Below are 16327 nucleotides of genomic sequence, written 5' to 3'. Positions count from 1 at the left end.
GTACTGGAGCTTGCGTCTGTTGTGCTGGAAACCGCCGGTGAAGCCTGGCAGGGCGGTTTCCGCGCCGCTTGGTGGGCCGAAGCCCACCCTACGGGTTGAGAACCACGGTGCGGTTGGCGTTGAGGAACACCCGTCGCTCCAGGTGATAGCCGACCGCGCGGGCCAGGGTCAGGCACTCGATGTCACGGCCCTTGGCGATCAGGTCCTCGGGGTAATGGGCATGGTCCACCGACTCCACGCCCTGGGCGATGATCGGCCCCTCGTCGAGGTCGTTGTTGATGTAGTGGGCGGTGGCGCCGACCATCTTCACGCCCTTCTGGTAGGCCTGGTGATATGGCTTGGCGCCCTTGAACCCGGGCAGCAGCGAGTGGTGGATGTTGATCGCCCAGCCGTCCAGGCGACGGCACAGCTCCGGCGACAGCACCTGCATGTAGCGGGCGAGCACCACCAGCTCGGCGCCGGTTTCCTCGATCACCCGCAGCACCTGGCGCTCCTGCGCCGGCTTGTCGGCGGGATCGAGGGGGAAATGGTGATAGGGAATGCCGTGCCAGCGGGCCAATGGCTCCAGGTCGGGATGGTTGGAGATCACCGCCGCCACGTCCATCGGCAACTGGCCGATGCGCTGGCGGTACAGCAGGTCGTTGAGGCAGTGATCGGCCTTGGAGACCATGATCACCACCTTGGCGCGGTAGCCCGGCGGGGTCAGCTCGGTGCTCATGTCGAAGGGCGCCAGGCGCTCGGCCAGGCCGGCGCGGAACGCCGGCTCGTCGAAGCCCTCCGGCTGGCGGAACTCGACGCGGATGAAGAAGCGCCCGGACAACCGGTCGTCGAACGAATGATGCTCGGTGACGTAGCAGCGCTGCTCGTAGAGGAAGCGCGTCACCGCGTCCACGGTGCCGAGCACGCTTGGGCATTGGGCGCTGAGTATCCAGGTGTCGGGGGTGCGGCTCATAACAGACTCCAATGATTTTCATCCCTCTCCCGCTTGTGGGAGAGGGAGCAGCGCATAGGGTGGAGACACTTCATCCACCCGCCTTTGCCATCCGACGGTGGACGAGAAAAGCGTCGTCCACCCTACGTTCAAACCTCGACGGCCAACCCATGCTCCGCGCGGTGGCGGTGCAGCGCGTAGGGTGGATGACGCTTCACCCATCCACCTTTGCCATCCCTCGGTGGACGAAAAAAGCGTCGTCCACCCTACGTTCAAGCCTCGACGGCCAACCCATACTCCGCGCTGGCATCCTGTAGCCAGAGCCAGACGTAGTCGGCGAAGCTGCGGCGGACCAGCAGTTCCCAGGTGTCCTCCGCGGTATGGCGGATCACCAGTTGCGACTTGGCGAAGGTGGTACCCACCGCCTTGCCCACCGGGAAGTTGCTCGGGTGCACGTCGTAGGAGGTCGACTTCATCAACATCTCGCGGACCCGCGCCCCGGACAGCTCGAGAATGGTCTGCCCGCCGCTGACGTTCACCACCGAGTAATGCAGGTCCTGCAAGGCGGCGCGCAGGCGCTGCTCGGTGGCGAGCTCCTCGCCGCCCGGCACGATCAGCAGCCACTCGTCGGGGGCCAGCCATTGCAGCGAGGTCTCGCCGCTGGCCACCAGGGTCAGGGCCACCGGCAGTTCCAGGCCGAGCGCCTTGTGTACCCCGCCGGCGAAGGCCGGGTCCTTGGCATCGCCCCGCAGGACCAGATGACCCAGCAATTTCTTCTCGCGCAGGCTCACCCCGGCCTGGCGTTTGCCCTTGCCCGCCAGTTCGTCGAGGCCGGCGTGGAACAGCGGCGATTCGGCGTGGGCCGCGCCGTCCGGGCGCTGTTGATACACGTTCACTGCGGTCATCGTTCACCTGCCTGGCGCACCGTGGCGCCGTCGAATTCCATCGTCCCGGCTTGCCGCCGGCCTTCAAACATTCTGGCGATCCCCTTTCGGGTCGTAGAACACCGAGCTGCAGATCTCCGCCTCGATCACGCTGCCATCGGCGAGCGGCGCGAAGACCCGCTCGCCCATGCGCTTCAGCCCGCCCTTGACCAGCGCCAGGGCGAAGGAGCAGCCCAGGGCCGCGCTCCGGTAGCTGGAGGTGACGTGACCGACCATCTTCATGGGGATCGACTGCTGGGTGTCGAACAGCAACTGGGCGCCTTCCGGCAGGACCTGGGCTGGGTTCACCGGCTTGAGGCCGACCAGTTGCTTGCGGTCCTCGCGCAGGCAGTCCTCGCGGTTCATGCCGCGCCGGCCGATCCAGGAGAACGGCTTGGTGCGGCCGACGCACCAGCCCATGTTGAGGTCGTCCGGGGTCACCGAGCCGTCGGTGTCCTGGCCGACGATGATGAAGCCCTTCTCGGCCCGCAGTACGTGCATGGTCTCGGTGCCGTAGGGGGTCAGGCCATATTTCTTGCCCGCCTCGATCAGCTTCTCCCAGACGCCCATCGCGTAGTCGGCCTGGACGTTCACCTCGTAGGACAGCTCTCCGGTGAAGGAGATGCGGAACACCCGCGCCGGCACGCCGCCGACCAGCCCTTCCTTCCAGCTCATGAACGGGAAGGCGTCCTTGTCCAGGTCGATGTCGGTCACTTCGGCCAGCAGCTTGCGGCTGTTCGGGCCGGACAGGGTCATGGTCGCCCAGTGGTCGGTCACCGAGGTGAAGTACACCTTGAGTTCCGGCCACTCGGTCTGGTGGTACAGCTCCAGCCACTCCAGCACGCGAGCCGCGCCGCCGGTGGTGGTGGTCATCAGGAAGTGGTCGTCGCCCAGGCAGGCGGTGACGCCATCGTCGAAGACCATGCCGTCCTCGTGGCACATCAGGCCGTAACGCGCCTTGCCCACGTCCAGCTTGGTCCAGGCGTTGGTGTAGACGCGGTTGAGGAACTCGCGGGCGTCCGGGCCCTGGATGTCGATCTTGCCCAGGGTCGAGGCATCGAGGATGCCCACCGCGTTGCGCACCGCCAGGCATTCGCGGGCCACCGCGGCGTGCAGGTCCTCGCCCGCTTTCGGGAAGTACCAGGGGCGTTTCCACTGGCCGACGTCCTCGAACTCGGCACCGCTCTCCAGGTGCCAGCGGTGCATGGCGGTATAGCGCTTGGGCTCGAACAGCGGCCCGCAGTGACGGCCGGCCACGGCGCCGAAGGTCACCGGCGTGTAGTTCGGGCGGAACATGGTGGTGCCCATCTGCGGGATGCTGATCCCCAGCGAGCAGGCGGCGATGGCCAGGCCGTTGATGTTGCCCAGCTTGCCCTGGTCGGTACCGAAGCCCAGCGCGGTGTAGCGCTTGACGTGCTCGACCGACTCGAAGCCCTCGCGGGTGGCCAGCTCGATGCCGGCGGCGGTGACGTCGTTCTGCAGGTCGACGAACTGCTTCGGCGCCCGCGAGGTCGGCTTGTCGTGCGGCACCAGGAACAGCGCCACGCTCTCCCCCTCGTTGCGCTTCTCGGCCTTCGGCAGGCTGCCGTCGACCCGCTTGAAGCCGGCCTCGACAGCCGCGGCGGCACCGGCATCGTAGCCATCGGCCAGGACCTCGCCGAGGCCGAAGACACCATTCACGGCGCCAGTGCAGATACGCTTCTGGAAGCCCCCCTCGCCCGGCACGAAGGCGAGGATGTCCTCGCGCCAGACCGGCTTGCCGCCGAGGTGCGAGGCGAGGTGCACCACCGGGCTGTAGCCGCCGGAGCTGACGATCAGGTCGCAGTCCAGCCGCTCGCCGGGGCTGGCGACCTTGTGTCCCTGCGGGTCGATGGCGCAGATACGCGCGCCGGTGACGTGCTTGCTGCCGCTGGCCTCGACCACCGCGCTACCGGTGCAGATGCGCACGCCACGGCGGCGTGCCTCCTCCACCCAGGTGCCTTGCGGATTGGTGCGCGCGTCGGCGACCGCCACCACTTCCAGGCCGGCGTCCAGCCAGTCGAGCACCACGCGATAGGCGTAGTCGTTGCTGGTCGACAGCACCAGGCGGCGCCCCGGCGCCACGCCATAGCGACGCACGTAGGTGGAGACCGCGCCGGCCAGCATGTTGCCGGGCACGTCGTTGTTGGCGTACACCAGCGGCCGTTCGTGGGCGCCGGTGGCCAGCACCACGCGCTTGGCACGGACGCGGTGCATGCGCTGGCGGATCGCCCGCTGGCCGGCGACGTCGAGCGGCGCGACCTCGCCGAGGTGATCGGTGAGACGCTGGTGGATGGTCAGGAAATTGTGGTCGTGGTAACCGTTCACCGTGGCGCGCGGCAGCAGGATCACTTCCGGCATCTGCCGCAGCTCGTCGAGGGCCTTGGCCAGCCAGTCGGCGGCGGGCCGTCCGTCCAGGCTCTCGCGGCTGTCCAGCAGGCTGCCGCCGAACTCTTCCTGCTCGTCGGCGAGGATCACCCGCGCACCGCTGCGTCCGGCCGCCAGCGCGGCGGCCAGGCCGGCGGGGCCGGCGCCGACCACCAGCACATCGCAATGCTGGTTCATATGGTCGTAGAGATCAGGATCGTTCTCGGTCGGCGAGCGGCCGAGGCCGGCGGCCTTGCGGATGTACTTCTCGTAGGTCAGCCAGAGGTTCTGCGGATACATGAAGGTCTTGTAGTAGAACCCGGGCGGCATCATCTTGCCGCCGACCTTGCCGAGGATGCCCATGACGTCGTTGTTCACGCTCGGCCAGCCATTGGTGCTGCTGGCCACCAGCCCGGCGTACAGCGCCTGCTGGGTGGCGCGCACGTTGGGCACCTGGGCGGCCTCGCAGGAGCCGATCTGCAGCACCGCGTTGGGCTCTTCGGCACCGGCGGCGACGATGCCGCGCGGCCGCGAGTACTTGAAGCTGCGCCCGACGATGTCGACGCCATTGGCCAGCAACGCGGCGGCGAGGGTGTCGCCGGCGTAGCCCTGGTAGGTCTGGCCGTTGAAGCTGAAGGTCAGCGGCTGATTGCGGTCGATGCGGCCGCCGGTGGGGAGACGATTGACCTGGCTCATGCCGGTACTCCTTGATCAACGGCCTTCTTCTCGGACACGCCGGGACGTTCGCCGATCTTGTAGGTTTCGAGGATTTCGTAGGTCACCGTGTGGCGGGTGACGTTGAAGTACTTGCGGCAGCCAGCGGCGTGGACCCACAACTCATGGTGGAGGCCGCGCGGGTTGTCGCGGAAGAACATGTAGTCGCCCCACTCCTCGTCGGTGCAGGCATCCGGGTCCAGCGGACGGGCGATGTGCGCCTGGCCCTTGGCGTGAAACTCCTCTTCGGAACGCAGTTCGCCGCAGTGGGGGCAGAAGATGTGCAGCATGGTTGGGGCCTCCGATGAACTTCTATGTCCTCGCCGGTCTGGAGAGGGATTGGAGAACCAGGCATCTGACGCCAGGCTCTCCCGTAACGAATCTCCCCTCTCCCATTTATGGGAGAGGGGTTGGGGGAGAGGGCTTTGGTGTCGCTCGCACCGTTCTCTCCCGCCCTTATGCTTGTCTCCCCTCTCCCTCCGGGAGAGGGGCCGGGGGTGAGGGACCGCGGTATCACCCTCGCCACCCTCTCCCGCCCTTCGGGCACCCTCTCCCATGAATGGGAGAGGGTCATCAGCTTTGCGCTACGCGCGCTTTTAGTGAGCCACCGCAGCGGCGCCGTGCTCGTCGATCAGCGCGCCGGTATGGAAACGCTCGATGGAGAACGGCTTGGCCAGCGGGTGCATCTCGCCCCGCGCCAGGCTGGCGGCGAACACGTGTCCCGAGCCCGGCGTCGCCTTGAAGCCGCCGGTGCCCCAGCCGCAGTTGAAGAACAGGTTCTTCACCGGCGTCTTGGCGATGATCGGGCAGGCGTCCGGCGTGGTGTCGACGATGCCGCCCCACTGGCGGTTCATGCGCACCCGCGAGAGCACCGGGAACATCTCGACGATGGCCTGCAGGGTGTGTTCGATGGTCGGGTAGGAGCCACGCTGGCCGTAGCCGTTGTAGCCGTCGATGCCGGCGCCGATGACCAGGTCGCCCTTGTCCGACTGGCTGATGTAGCCGTGCACGGCGTTGGACATGATCACGCTGTCGATGATCGGTTTGATCGGCTCGGAAACCAGCGCCTGCAACGGATGGGATTCCAGCGGCAGGCGGAAGCCGGCGAGCCTGGCCATGTGCCCGGAGTTGCCGGCGGTGATCACGCCAACGCGCTTGGCGCCGATGAAGCCGCGATTGGTCTCGACGCCGACCACCGCGCCGCCCTGCTTGCGGAAGCCGGTCACCTCGGTGTTCTGCAACAGGTCCACGCCCAGGGCGTCGGCGGCACGGGCGAAGCCCCAGGCCACCGCGTCGTGACGCGCCACGCCACCGCGACGCTGCACGGTGGAACCCATGATCGGATAGCGGGTGTGCTTGCCACAGTCCAGGTAAGGAATCTCCTCGGCCACCTGCCGGGCGTCGAGCAGTTCGCCGTCCACGCCGTTGAGGCGGTTGGCGCTCACCCGGCGTTCGGCGTCGCGCATGTCCTGCAGGGTGTGGCAGAGGTTGTAGACGCCACGCTGGGAGAACATGACGTTGTAGTTGAGGTCCTGCGACAGGCCCTCCCACAGCTTCATGGCATGCTCGTAGAGTTGCGCCGACTCGTCCCACAGGTAGTTGGAACGCACGATGGTGGTGTTGCGCGCGGTGTTGCCGCCGCCCAGCCAGCCCTTCTCCACCACCGCGACGTTGCGCACGCCGAACTCCTTGGCCAGGTAGTAGGCGGTGGCCAGGCCGTGGCCGCCGCCACCGACGATGAGCACGTCGTAGACCGGCTTGGGCGTCGGGTTGCGCCACATGCGCTGCCAGTTCTCGTGGTGGCTGAACGAGTGTTTGAACAGGCCGAAGCCGGAATAACGTTGCATGGGTGCTGGCTCCTAAAAATGATGCCCCTCGTCGACAGGCGCCGGAGGCTGGAAAGCTGGACGAAAGAGCGTGCGGCGTATGCCTGTCGTTCAGCGTCCAGCCTTCAGCGGCTTGCTCGGCTTTTAGCGGTACACCGGGTAGTCCGCGCACAGCCCCGCGACCTGCACGGCCACCCGCGCCTCGACGTCGGCATCGCCGAGGTGGTCGAGGATGTCGCAGATCCAGCCGGCCAGTTCGGCGCTCTGCGCCTCCTTGAAGCCACGGGTGGTGATCGCCGGAGTGCCGATGCGCAGGCCGGAGGTGACGAACGGCGACTGCGGGTCGTTGGGCACCGCGTTCTTGTTCACCGTGATCCCGGCCCGGCCGAGCGCCGCGTCGGCGTCCTTGCCGGTGATGCCCTGGCGGATCAGGCTGACCAGGAACAGGTGGTTGTCGGTGCCGCCGGAGACCACGTCGTAGCCGCGCTCGACGAACACCTGGGCCATGGTCTGGGCGTTCTTGATCACCTGCCGCTGGTAGTCCTTGAAGCCCGGCTCCAGCGCCTCCTTGAAGCACACCGCCTTGGCGGCGATCACGTGCATCAGCGGGCCGCCCTGGGCGCCGGGGAACACCGCCGAGTTGAGCTTCTTCTCGATCTCCTCGTTCTTGCGGGCGAGGATCAGGCCGCCACGCGGGCCACGCAGGGTCTTGTGGGTGGTGGTGGTGACCACGTCGGCATAGGGCAGCGGGTTCGGGTACAGCCCCGCCGCGACCAGGCCGGCGACGTGGGCCATGTCGACGAACAGGTAGGCGCCGACCTTGTCGGCGATGGCGCGGAAGCGCGGGAAGTCGAGGGTCTTCGAGTAGGCCGAGAAACCGGCGACGATCATCTTTGGCTTGTGCTCGACGGCCAGGCGCTCGACCTCGTCGTAGTCGATCAGCCCGGTGTCGGTATCCAGGCCGTACTGCACGGCGTTGTACAGCTTGCCGGAGGAACTGACCTTGGCGCCGTGGGTCAGGTGGCCGCCGTGGGCCAGGCTCATGCCGAGGATGGTGTCGCCGGCGTCGAGCAGCGCCAGGTACACCGCGCTGTTGGCCGAGGAACCGGAGTGCGGCTGGACGTTGGCGTAGTCGGCGCCGAACAGTTCCTTGGCGCGGTCGATGGCGATCTGCTCGACCACGTCGACATGCTCGCAGCCACCGTAGTAACGCTTGCCCGGATAGCCTTCGGCGTACTTGTTGGTCAGCCCGCTGCCCTGGGCTTCCATGACGCGCTTGCTGGTGTAGTTCTCCGAGGCGATCAGCTCGATATGGCGCTCCTGGCGACGCTCCTCGTCGAGGATGGCGCCGAGCAGTTCATCGTCGTAGCCCTGGATCTGGTCGTGCTTGCTGAACATCGCTGATCTCCCTGCGACAACCTGAGGTCGCTCTTGTCGTGGTGGGCCGGGTCGTACAGGGCGGGCCGTCACCTCCGCATTCCGCTGCAGCCAGCGGTTCGAAGGGGATGGCACCGCCAGTCGATTCCGCCCTGTTGCGACCGATTGTGCGCAAGGCCCATGGCCGTCATTTGCCTATTTGCGACGTGGAAATGTCCAAACGGACCTGGATGGAGGAGATGCGAGTTCATTGGGTTCCCGCGTTCGCGGGAATGACGGGGTTGGGGCACGCTCGGTGTCCCCCCCCCCTGTCATCCCCCTACGCGGGCCGCCGCTAACGCGGGGACCCAGAAAAAGAGCGAGGCCCAAGAAAGAAAGGAAGAAACAGGGGAAATACGGTGAGCGCCAGTTTCCATAGGCTGCGCACGCACCAACCCAGGAGCGACACCGATCGCTCCCGGCGCTCGAAGAGTCCGAACTGAAGCGTCAGGGTCTCAGCAGTCGGTCAAGCGCAGGAAGATCGCCGCCAGGGCTTCCAGTCCCTGCTGGTCGGCCTCGCTGAAACGCGCCGGCAAGGGGCTGTCTAGGTCCAGCACGCCGATCAGCCGGCCGTCCTTCACCAGCGGGATGACCAGCTCGCTGTTCGACGCGCTGTCGCAGGCGATGTGCCCAGGGAAGGCATGCACGTCATCGACCCGCTGGGTCTGCCGGCTGGCCGCCGCCGTGCCGCACACGCCCCTGCCCAGGGGGATGCGCACGCAGGCCACCCGCCCCTGGAACGGCCCAAGCACCAGCTCGTCGCCACGTGCCAGGTAGAAACCAGCCCAGTTCAGGCCCTCCACCTCGTGGAACAGGAAGGCGGCGAACTGCGACGCGTTGGCGACCAGGTCGCGCTCGTCGGCCAGCAACGCTTCCAGTTGCGCCGCCAGCAGTGTGTAGCCCGAGAGGCCCGAATCGCGCGGTAGTTCGATCATGCCTGTACCCCCAGCAGTTGGCGGCCGACCCAGAAGCGGGCGAACTGGTAGGCGCAGCGACCGTTGCGGTTACCGCGTCCCAGCGCCCAGCGGATCGCCTCCTTCTCCAGTGCCTCGTCCCACACCCAGTCCAGCCGGGCGGTCTCGGCCATGACGCCGACCCAGTGGCGCACCACGTCGAGGAAATGATCCTGGGTGAAGGGGTAGAACGACAGCCACAGGCCGAAACGGTCGGACAGCGCGATCTTGTCCTCCACCGCCTCGGTGGGGTGCAGTTCGCCGTCGACCATCTGCCAGTTCTCGTTGTCGGTCTGCTTCTCCGGCACCAGATGGCGGCGGTTGGACGTGGCATAGAGCAGCACGTTGTCCGGCGCCCGCTCCAGGGAACCGTCGAGCACGCTCTTCAGCACCCGGTAGTCGCCCTCGCCGGCTTCGAACGACAGGTCGTCGCAGAACAGCACGAAGCGCTGCGGCAGCTTGGCCAGTTGCTCCACCACGCGCGGCAGGTCGGCCAGGTGGTCGCGTTCGATCTCGATCAGGCGCAGGCCCGCGCCGGCATGCTCGGCCAGCAGCGCACGGACCAGCGACGACTTGCCGGTACCGCGCGCGCCCCACAGCAGCGCGTGGTTGGCCGGCAGGCCATCGACGAACTGGCGAGTGTTGCGGGCCAACTGGTCGCGCTGGCGATCGATGCCGAGCAGGTCGTCCAGGCGCAGGTCCAGGTTGACCTCCAGCGGCTGCAAGTAGCCGCCCTGCCCTTCGCGATGCCAGCGCGCCGCCAGGCAGCGCTCCCAGTCGATCATCACGCGCGGCGTCGGCAGCAAGGGTTCCAGGCGGGCCAGCACGGCCTCGGCACGTTCGAGAAAAGCGTTCAGGCGGGAATCCACGGTTCACTCCTTGGCGGATCGGCGGACTGGCCATCGGCATTGCGCCGCATCCCGGGGATGGGCCGGCCCGCTTCGAAAGAGTCCGATTATGCCAGCGCACCGCCCGCCGGCAACCGCCAATCCACCTCAGGAAGCGGCGAGCAGGCGATCCAGCAGCCCGCCGAGCAGCGCGCGCAACTCGCGCAGTTCCTCGATGGCGATACCGCTGTCGCAGAGCAACCGCCCCTTCAGCGGCGGCACCCGATCACGCAGGCGCCGCCCCGCCTCGCTGAGGTACAGGTGCACCTCGCGCTCGTCGTGCAACGCCCGCCGACGCTCGACCAGTCCCAGTTGCTGCAAGCGCTTGAGCAACGGCGTCAGGGTGCCGGAGTCGAGCAGCAGGCGCTCGCCCAGGGCCTTGACCGTGGGCTGCTCCGGCGGTTTGTCCTGCCATTCCCAGAGCACCAGCATCGCCAGGTACTGCGGGTAGGTCAGGCCGAGCTCGTCGAGCATCGGCTTGTAGGCGCGGATCACCGCGCGCGAGGACGCGTACAGCTTGAAGCACAACTGGTCGTCGAGTTGCAGCGAGGCCAGTTCCGGAGGCAGCTCGCTCATTTCAGCAGGGCTTCGATCTCGGTTTTCAGCGCCTCGGGCTTGGTGGTCGGCGCGAAACGCTTGATCTCCCGGCCCTCGCCGTCGATGAGGAACTTGGTGAAGTTCCATTTGATCGCCTGGCTACCGAGCAGGCCCGGCGCGCGCTTCTTGAGCTGGACGTACAACGGGTGGGCGCCGACGCCGTTGACCTCGATCTTCTTGAACAGCGGGAAACTGACGCCGAAGTTCAGCTCGCAGAACTGGCTGATGGCGCCCTCATCACCCGGCTCCTGCTTGCCGAACTGGTTGCAGGGAAAGCCGAGCACCACCAGGCCGCGGTCCCTGTACTGCTGCCAGAGGGCTTCCAGGCCCTGGTATTGCGGCGTGAAACCGCACTGGCTGGCGGTGTTGACCACCAGCAGGGCCTTGGCACCGAAATCGGCAAGGGTTTTCTGCTCGCCCTTGATGGTGGCGACCGGGATGTCAAGAAGCGAATCGGCCATGGTGGTGGCTCCTGGGAGGGTAGGAAAGGTCGATAAGATAGCGAGCAATTGGATTGCGTGCAATTTAATTGCAGGTTACTGGATTGCTTGAATGACATATCTGCCGGCAAGTCCGCCCCTCACCCAGCCCTCTCCCAAGGGGAGAGGGAGTTACGAGGCCCGGCCTTGACATCCTCGCCTGACCGCAGCCTCGATCAGTCCCCTCTCCCTCCGGGAGAGGCTAGGGTGAGGGAGCGAGCTTTGCATCCAGCTCCACGCCCCAACCGCCTACTCGACCTCCCGCGGCTCCAACCTCAACGACGCCGAATTGATGCAGTAACGCAACCCGGTCGGCGCCGGCCCGTCTGGGAAGACATGGCCGAGGTGGGCATCGCACTTGGCGCACTTCACTTCGATACGGTGCATGCCGTGGCTGAAATCCTCATGCTCGCTGATCGACTCGGCGGAAACCGGCTGGAAGTAGCTCGGCCAGCCGCTGCCGGAATCGTACTTGGTGTCGGAATCGAACAGGGCGTTCCCGCAACAGGCGCAGCGGTACAGGCCAGGGGTCTTGGTGGCGTAGTACTCGCCGGTGAACGCGCGCTCCGTACCACCCAGGCGGCAGATGTGGAACTGCGTATCGCTGAGCTCCTCACGCCAGGCTTCCAGGGGTTTGTCGAGCTTTTCCATGGGCTTACCTCGTGTTCTAAAAAAGCGGCCCGGTCCCTTTTCCGGAAATCGGGCCGCACGTATGATTGCGGCATTTTTCAGACCCCAGTCTGTCAGCCGCGCTACAGGCTGCCAAGCCGTCTCCAGCCGTCTCGCACCCGGCCTTTTCTGCGGCGTTCGCTCAATTTCAGGACTCCCTACATGCAGGTCAGCAAATCCAACAAGCTCGCCAACGTCTGCTACGACATTCGCGGCCCGGTGCTCAAGCACGCCAAGCGTCTGGAAGAAGAAGGCCACCGCATCCTCAAGCTGAACATCGGCAATCCCGCGCCGTTCGGTTTCGAGGCGCCGGAGGAAATCCTCCAGGACGTGATCCGCAACCTGCCCACCGCCCAGGGCTACAGCGACTCCAAGGGCCTGTTCAGCGCGCGCAAGGCGGTGATGCAGTACTACCAGCAGAAGCAGGTGGAAGGCGTCGGCATCGAGGACATCTACCTGGGCAACGGCGTTTCCGAGCTGATCGTGATGGCCATGCAGGCGCTGCTCAACAACAGCGACGAAGTGCTGATCCCGGCCCCCGACTACCCGCTGTGGACCGCCGCCGTGGCGCTGGCCGGCGGCAAGCCGGTGCACTACCTGTGCGACGAGCAGGCCGGCTGGTTCCCTGACATCGCCGACATGAAGGCGAAGATCACCAGCAACACCAAGGCACTGGTGCTGATCAACCCGAACAACCCGACTGGCGCCGTGTACTCGAGAGAGGTCCTGCAGGACATCGTCGAACTGGCCCGCCAGCACAACCTGGTGATCTTCTCCGACGAGATCTACGACAAGATCCTCTACGACGACGCGCAGCACATCTCCACCGCCTCGCTGGCGCCGGACGTGCTCTGCCTGACCTTCAACGGCCTGTCCAAGTCCTACCGGGTGGCCGGCTTCCGCTCCGGCTGGGTGGCGATCTCCGGGCCCAAGCACAAGGCGCAGAGCTACATCGAGGGCCTGGACATCCTCGCCAACATGCGCCTGTGCGCGAACGTGCCCAGCCAGCATGCGATCCAGACCGCGCTGGGCGGCTACCAGAGCATCAACGACCTGGTGCTGCCGATGGGCCGACTGTACGAACAGCGCAACCGCGCCTGGGAACTGCTCAACGACATCCCCGGGGTGAGCTGCGTCAAGCCGATGGGCGCGCTCTACGCCTTCCCGAAGATCGACCCGAAGATCTGCCCGATCCACAACGACGAGAAGTTCGTCCTCGACCTGCTGCTCTCCGAGAAGCTGCTGATCGTCCAGGGCACCGCCTTCAACTGGCCATGGCCGGATCACTTCCGGGTCGTTACCCTGCCCCGCGTCGATGACCTGGAACAGGCCATCGGGCGCATCGGCAACTTCCTCAAGTCCTACCGCCAGTAACCCGCGACGGCGCCCGTATGGACCTGCAGATCGACGACTTCTACAAGGACTGCGCGGCTGGCCTGCTGGCGCTCTACCAGGCCTTCCCGCGCAAGGTCGCGCTGTACGTCGAGGACCTGATCGGCCGCGAGGAGCCGGACGAGTTCGGCCTGCCGAGCAAACGCCACCAGAGCTGCCTGGGCGCCCTGCTGTGGCTGGCCGACGAAGGCTACCTGCGCTACGAGTCGACCATCGCCTACGACGCCCTGGACCAGGCGGTGCTCACCGAGAAGGGCTTCCTGCGCCTGTCGCGCGCCGTTCCCCACGCCGTGCGCGACGGCGAACCGCTGCCGGCCAGCGTGCGCCGGGTCCAGGCCAGCCTCGCCCACCAACTGCGCGAGGCGCTGTCCAGCCGGCACAGCGAGCGGGTCGCCCGCTTGGCCCGGCTGCTGTTCGAGCCGTCGCAGAGCGGCCCGGCCGAGCGTTGAACAACACGGCAGGGCAACCAGCGCAGAAAGAAATGGCCGGGCAAGCGCAACCCGCGGGCCCTGCATGAGCTGCGCAAGGCCTGTCCCGGCGCGGCCTTGACGCCACCGTCGGTTTTTCAGGAACCCGCCAGGCGACATAGTTTGAAATAGTGCACGGCTTGAACGGTCATAGGGGCACCCTTATATAGCCCGCATACTTAAACAACTCTGTTTTTTCGCCGTGAGGAGAAGCTTTACACCATGATGCGCATCCTGCTGTTCCTGGCCACCAACCTGGCGGTGATCCTGATCGCCAGCATCACCCTCAGCCTGCTCGGCTTCGATGGGTTCATGGCGGCCAACGGGGTCGATCTGGACCTGCAGCAACTTCTGGTGTTCTGCGGCGTGTTCGGCTTCGCCGGCTCGCTGTTCTCGCTGTTCATCTCCAAATGGATGGCGAAGATGAGCACCGGCACCCAGATCATCAGCCAGCCGCGCACCCGCCACGAACAGTGGCTGCTGCAAACCGTCGAGGAACTGTCCCGCGAAGCCGGCATCAAGATGCCGGAAGTCGGCATCTTCCCCGCCTACGAATCCAACGCCTTCGCCACCGGCTGGAACAAGAACGACGCGCTGGTCGCCGTCAGCCAGGGCCTGCTCGAGCGCTTCTCGCCGGATGAAGTGCGCGCCGTGCTGGCCCACGAGATCGGCCACGTCGCCAATGGCGACATGGTCACCCTGGCGCTGATCCAGGGCGTGGTGAACACCTTCGTGATGTTCTTCGCGCGGATCTTCGGCAACTTCGTCGACAAGGCCATCTTCAAGACCGAGGAAGGCCGTGGCCCGGCGTTCTACATCGCCACCATCGTCGCCGAACTGGTGCTGGGCATCCTCGCCACCGCCATCGTCATGTGGTTCTCGCGTCGCCGCGAGTTCCGCGCCGACGAAGCCGGAGCCCGCCTGGCCGGCACCGGCGCGATGATCAACGCCCTGCAACGCCTGCGCGCCGAGCAAGGGGTACCGGTGCACATGCCCGACAGCCTGACCGCCTTCGGCATCAACGGCGGCCTCAAGCACGGCCTGAAGAGCCTGTTCATGAGCCACCCGCCGCTGGAGCAACGCATCGAGGCCCTGCGCCAACTGCGTTGATCCACCCGCCTGCGGAACAAGGGCGACCCACGGGTCGCCCTTTTTGCATTCAGCCGCGCTTGCGCAACCGGTAGACCGCCTCGTCCAGGCGGGGCAGCCCGCGCTCGAGGAACTTCCAGTTCTCCCCCAGCACATCCACTCGCTCGAGGCACTCGATCTGCCAGTCCGCCGCCAGCAAGTCCTGCACCTCATCCTCGGGAACCGAGAATGGCGGGCCTTCCATCCGCTCCTGCGCGTACTCCAGGGTTACCAGCAGCCCCTCGCAGCCACCCGGCAGGATAACCGCGAGGTGCGCCACATAGCGCTCACGCATCGCCGGCGGCAGCGCGATCAGCGCTGCCCGGTCGTAGAGGGCGGTGCAATCCGCGACATCCGCCGGGGTCAGCGCGAAGAAATCCCCGCACCACAACTCCAGTCGGCCGGCGCGGTGGATGCGCAACCCGCCCCGCACCTCGACGTCGGCGACCAGCCCCTGCTCGGCGAAGAAGTCCCGCACCGCCTGTTCCGCCAGCTCCACGCCCAGCACCGCATGCCCCTGGGCGGCCAGCCAGGCCAGGTCGAGGCTCTTCCCGCACAACGGCACCAGGACCCGGCTGTCCCTGGCCAGCCCAAGGCTGCTCCAATGCCGTTGCAGATAGGGGTTGACCTGCTTCAGGTGAAAGCCGATCTGCCCCTGCGCCCAACGCTCTTGCCAGAAATCCTGCTCCACGGTTTCTCCTGAAAATCCGATTGAAAAGCCCAAGAATTTACGCTGGAAGCCGATGGTTCCAGCGCTGAAGATGGCAGCATTCTATTGCAGGAGGACTCCCATGTTGCCGTCCCTGTTCATCTCCCACGGCTCGCCGATGCTGGCCCTGCAACCGGGCGAAAGCGGCCCCGCCCTCGCCCGCCTGGCCGCCGGGCTGCCCCGTCCGCGCGCCATCCTGGTGGTGTCCGCGCACTGGGAAAGCCCCGAACTGCTGCTCACCGGCGCGGCGCAACCGCCGACCTGGCACGACTTCCGTGGTTTTCCGCCCGAGCTCCATGCCGTCCAGTATCCCGCTCCGGGCGAGCCTAATCTGGCACGGGACATCGCCCGGCTGCTCGGCGAGCACGACCTGCCGGCGGGCATCGACGAGCGTCGCCCCTTCGACCACGGCGCCTGGGTGCCGCTGTCGCTGATGTACCCACAGGCGGATATCCCGATGCTGCAACTGTCGCTGCCGAGCCAGCTCGGTCCGGCCTTCCAGACCCGCGTCGGCCGCGCGCTGGCCGACCTGCGCAGGCAGGGCATCCTGCTGATCGGCTCCGGCAGCATCACCCACAACCTCGGCGAACTGGACTGGCGCGCCGGACCGGAGGTCGTCGAACCCTGGGCCCGGGACTTCCGCGACTGGATCGTCGAGCGGCTGGAGCGCGACGACGAGACCGCCCTGCTCGACTACCGCCGGCAGGCGCCCCATGCGCGGCGCAACCACCCCAGCGACGAGCACCTGCTGCCGCTGTTCTTCGCCCGAGGCGCCGGCGGGCGTTTCGGCCTGGTCCACCAGGGATTCACCCTGGGGGCGCTGGGGATGGATATCTACCGGTTCGACTGAA

General features: G+C 66.6%; 16 protein-coding genes. 4 read left to right on the top strand and 12 right to left on the bottom strand.

Features of this window, described 5'->3' with window-relative positions; all coding sequences use genetic code 11:
- Positions 1–88 precede the first annotated feature (88 nt).
- From purU to msrB, 11 genes are all read right to left on the bottom strand, one after another.
- Positions 89–952 (bottom strand): formyltetrahydrofolate deformylase, encoded by an 864-nt coding sequence (gene purU / locus PSEWESI4_RS22010; protein WP_187673359.1) that lies wholly within the window; start codon positions 950–952, stop codon positions 89–91.
- 251 nt (positions 953–1203) lie between these two features.
- Entirely contained in the window at positions 1204–1836 is a 633-nt protein-coding gene (locus PSEWESI4_RS22005; RefSeq protein WP_187673358.1) for a sarcosine oxidase subunit gamma, read from the bottom strand.
- Between the two features lie 63 nt (positions 1837–1899).
- Positions 1900–4935 (bottom strand): sarcosine oxidase subunit alpha, encoded by a 3036-nt coding sequence (locus tag PSEWESI4_RS22000; protein ID WP_187673357.1) that lies wholly within the window; start codon positions 4933–4935, stop codon positions 1900–1902.
- Positions 4932–5243 (bottom strand): sarcosine oxidase subunit delta, encoded by a 312-nt coding sequence (locus tag PSEWESI4_RS21995; RefSeq protein WP_187673356.1) that lies wholly within the window; start codon positions 5241–5243, stop codon positions 4932–4934. The genes PSEWESI4_RS22000 and PSEWESI4_RS21995 overlap by 4 nt, the downstream gene beginning before the upstream one ends.
- A gap of 306 nt (positions 5244–5549) precedes the next feature.
- Positions 5550–6800, bottom strand: a complete 1251-nt coding sequence (locus PSEWESI4_RS21990) for a sarcosine oxidase subunit beta (RefSeq protein ID WP_187673355.1) — start codon at positions 6798–6800, stop codon at positions 5550–5552.
- Positions 6801–6923: 123 nt separating this feature from the next.
- Positions 6924–8177, bottom strand: coding sequence for a serine hydroxymethyltransferase (glyA, locus tag PSEWESI4_RS21985; RefSeq protein WP_187673354.1), 1254 nt, complete (start codon positions 8175–8177; stop codon positions 6924–6926).
- Between the two features lie 473 nt (positions 8178–8650).
- A complete protein-coding gene (locus tag PSEWESI4_RS21980; protein ID WP_187673353.1) occupies positions 8651–9130 on the bottom strand; it encodes a GAF domain-containing protein in 480 nt (159 codons plus the stop codon).
- Positions 9127–10017, bottom strand: coding sequence for an ATP-binding protein (locus PSEWESI4_RS21975; RefSeq protein WP_187673352.1), 891 nt, complete (start codon positions 10015–10017; stop codon positions 9127–9129). Before PSEWESI4_RS21975 ends, PSEWESI4_RS21980 begins: the two co-directional genes overlap by 4 nt.
- A gap of 126 nt (positions 10018–10143) precedes the next feature.
- Complete coding sequence (locus PSEWESI4_RS21970) at positions 10144–10611, bottom strand: MarR family winged helix-turn-helix transcriptional regulator (RefSeq protein ID WP_187673351.1); 468 nt, start codon at positions 10609–10611, stop codon at positions 10144–10146.
- A complete protein-coding gene (locus tag PSEWESI4_RS21965) occupies positions 10608–11093 on the bottom strand; it encodes a glutathione peroxidase (RefSeq protein WP_187673350.1) in 486 nt (161 codons plus the stop codon). Before PSEWESI4_RS21965 ends, PSEWESI4_RS21970 begins: the two co-directional genes overlap by 4 nt.
- A gap of 267 nt (positions 11094–11360) precedes the next feature.
- Positions 11361–11762, bottom strand: a complete 402-nt coding sequence (gene msrB / locus PSEWESI4_RS21960) for a peptide-methionine (R)-S-oxide reductase MsrB (RefSeq protein WP_187673349.1) — start codon at positions 11760–11762, stop codon at positions 11361–11363.
- A 180-nt stretch (positions 11763–11942) separates the two neighbouring features.
- Here msrB and PSEWESI4_RS21955 point away from each other — a divergent pair, with 180 nt between their 5' ends.
- The 3 genes from PSEWESI4_RS21955 (at position 11943) to htpX (ending at position 14749) form a co-directional block, all read left to right on the top strand.
- Entirely contained in the window at positions 11943–13154 is a 1212-nt protein-coding gene (locus PSEWESI4_RS21955; RefSeq protein ID WP_187673348.1) for a pyridoxal phosphate-dependent aminotransferase, read from the top strand.
- A gap of 17 nt (positions 13155–13171) precedes the next feature.
- The gene (locus tag PSEWESI4_RS21950; RefSeq protein WP_187673347.1) at positions 13172–13621 is read left to right on the top strand and encodes a hypothetical protein; all 450 of its coding nucleotides are present in this window, start codon (positions 13172–13174) and stop codon (positions 13619–13621) included.
- 240 nt (positions 13622–13861) lie between these two features.
- A complete protein-coding gene (gene htpX, locus PSEWESI4_RS21945; RefSeq protein ID WP_187673346.1) occupies positions 13862–14749 on the top strand; it encodes a protease HtpX in 888 nt (295 codons plus the stop codon).
- Between the two features lie 49 nt (positions 14750–14798).
- On the opposite strand, the gene PSEWESI4_RS21940 is transcribed toward htpX, so the two are convergent.
- Positions 14799–15458 carry a thiopurine S-methyltransferase gene (locus tag PSEWESI4_RS21940; RefSeq protein WP_187673345.1) on the bottom strand — a complete coding sequence of 220 codons (660 nt, stop codon included), beginning with the start codon at positions 15456–15458 and terminating at the stop codon, positions 14799–14801.
- Between the two features lie 100 nt (positions 15459–15558).
- Here PSEWESI4_RS21940 and PSEWESI4_RS21935 point away from each other — a divergent pair, with 100 nt between their 5' ends.
- The gene (locus tag PSEWESI4_RS21935; RefSeq protein WP_187673344.1) at positions 15559–16326 is read left to right on the top strand and encodes a DODA-type extradiol aromatic ring-opening family dioxygenase; all 768 of its coding nucleotides are present in this window, start codon (positions 15559–15561) and stop codon (positions 16324–16326) included.
- Position 16327: the final 1 nt, after the last annotated feature.

The sequence above is a fragment of the Zestomonas carbonaria genome (genome assembly GCF_904061905.1).
Lineage (GTDB): Bacteria > Pseudomonadota > Gammaproteobacteria > Pseudomonadales > Pseudomonadaceae > Aquipseudomonas > Aquipseudomonas carbonaria.
Note: the sequence above shows the minus strand (reverse complement) of the source record. Positions and strands in the feature narration are given on the sequence as shown.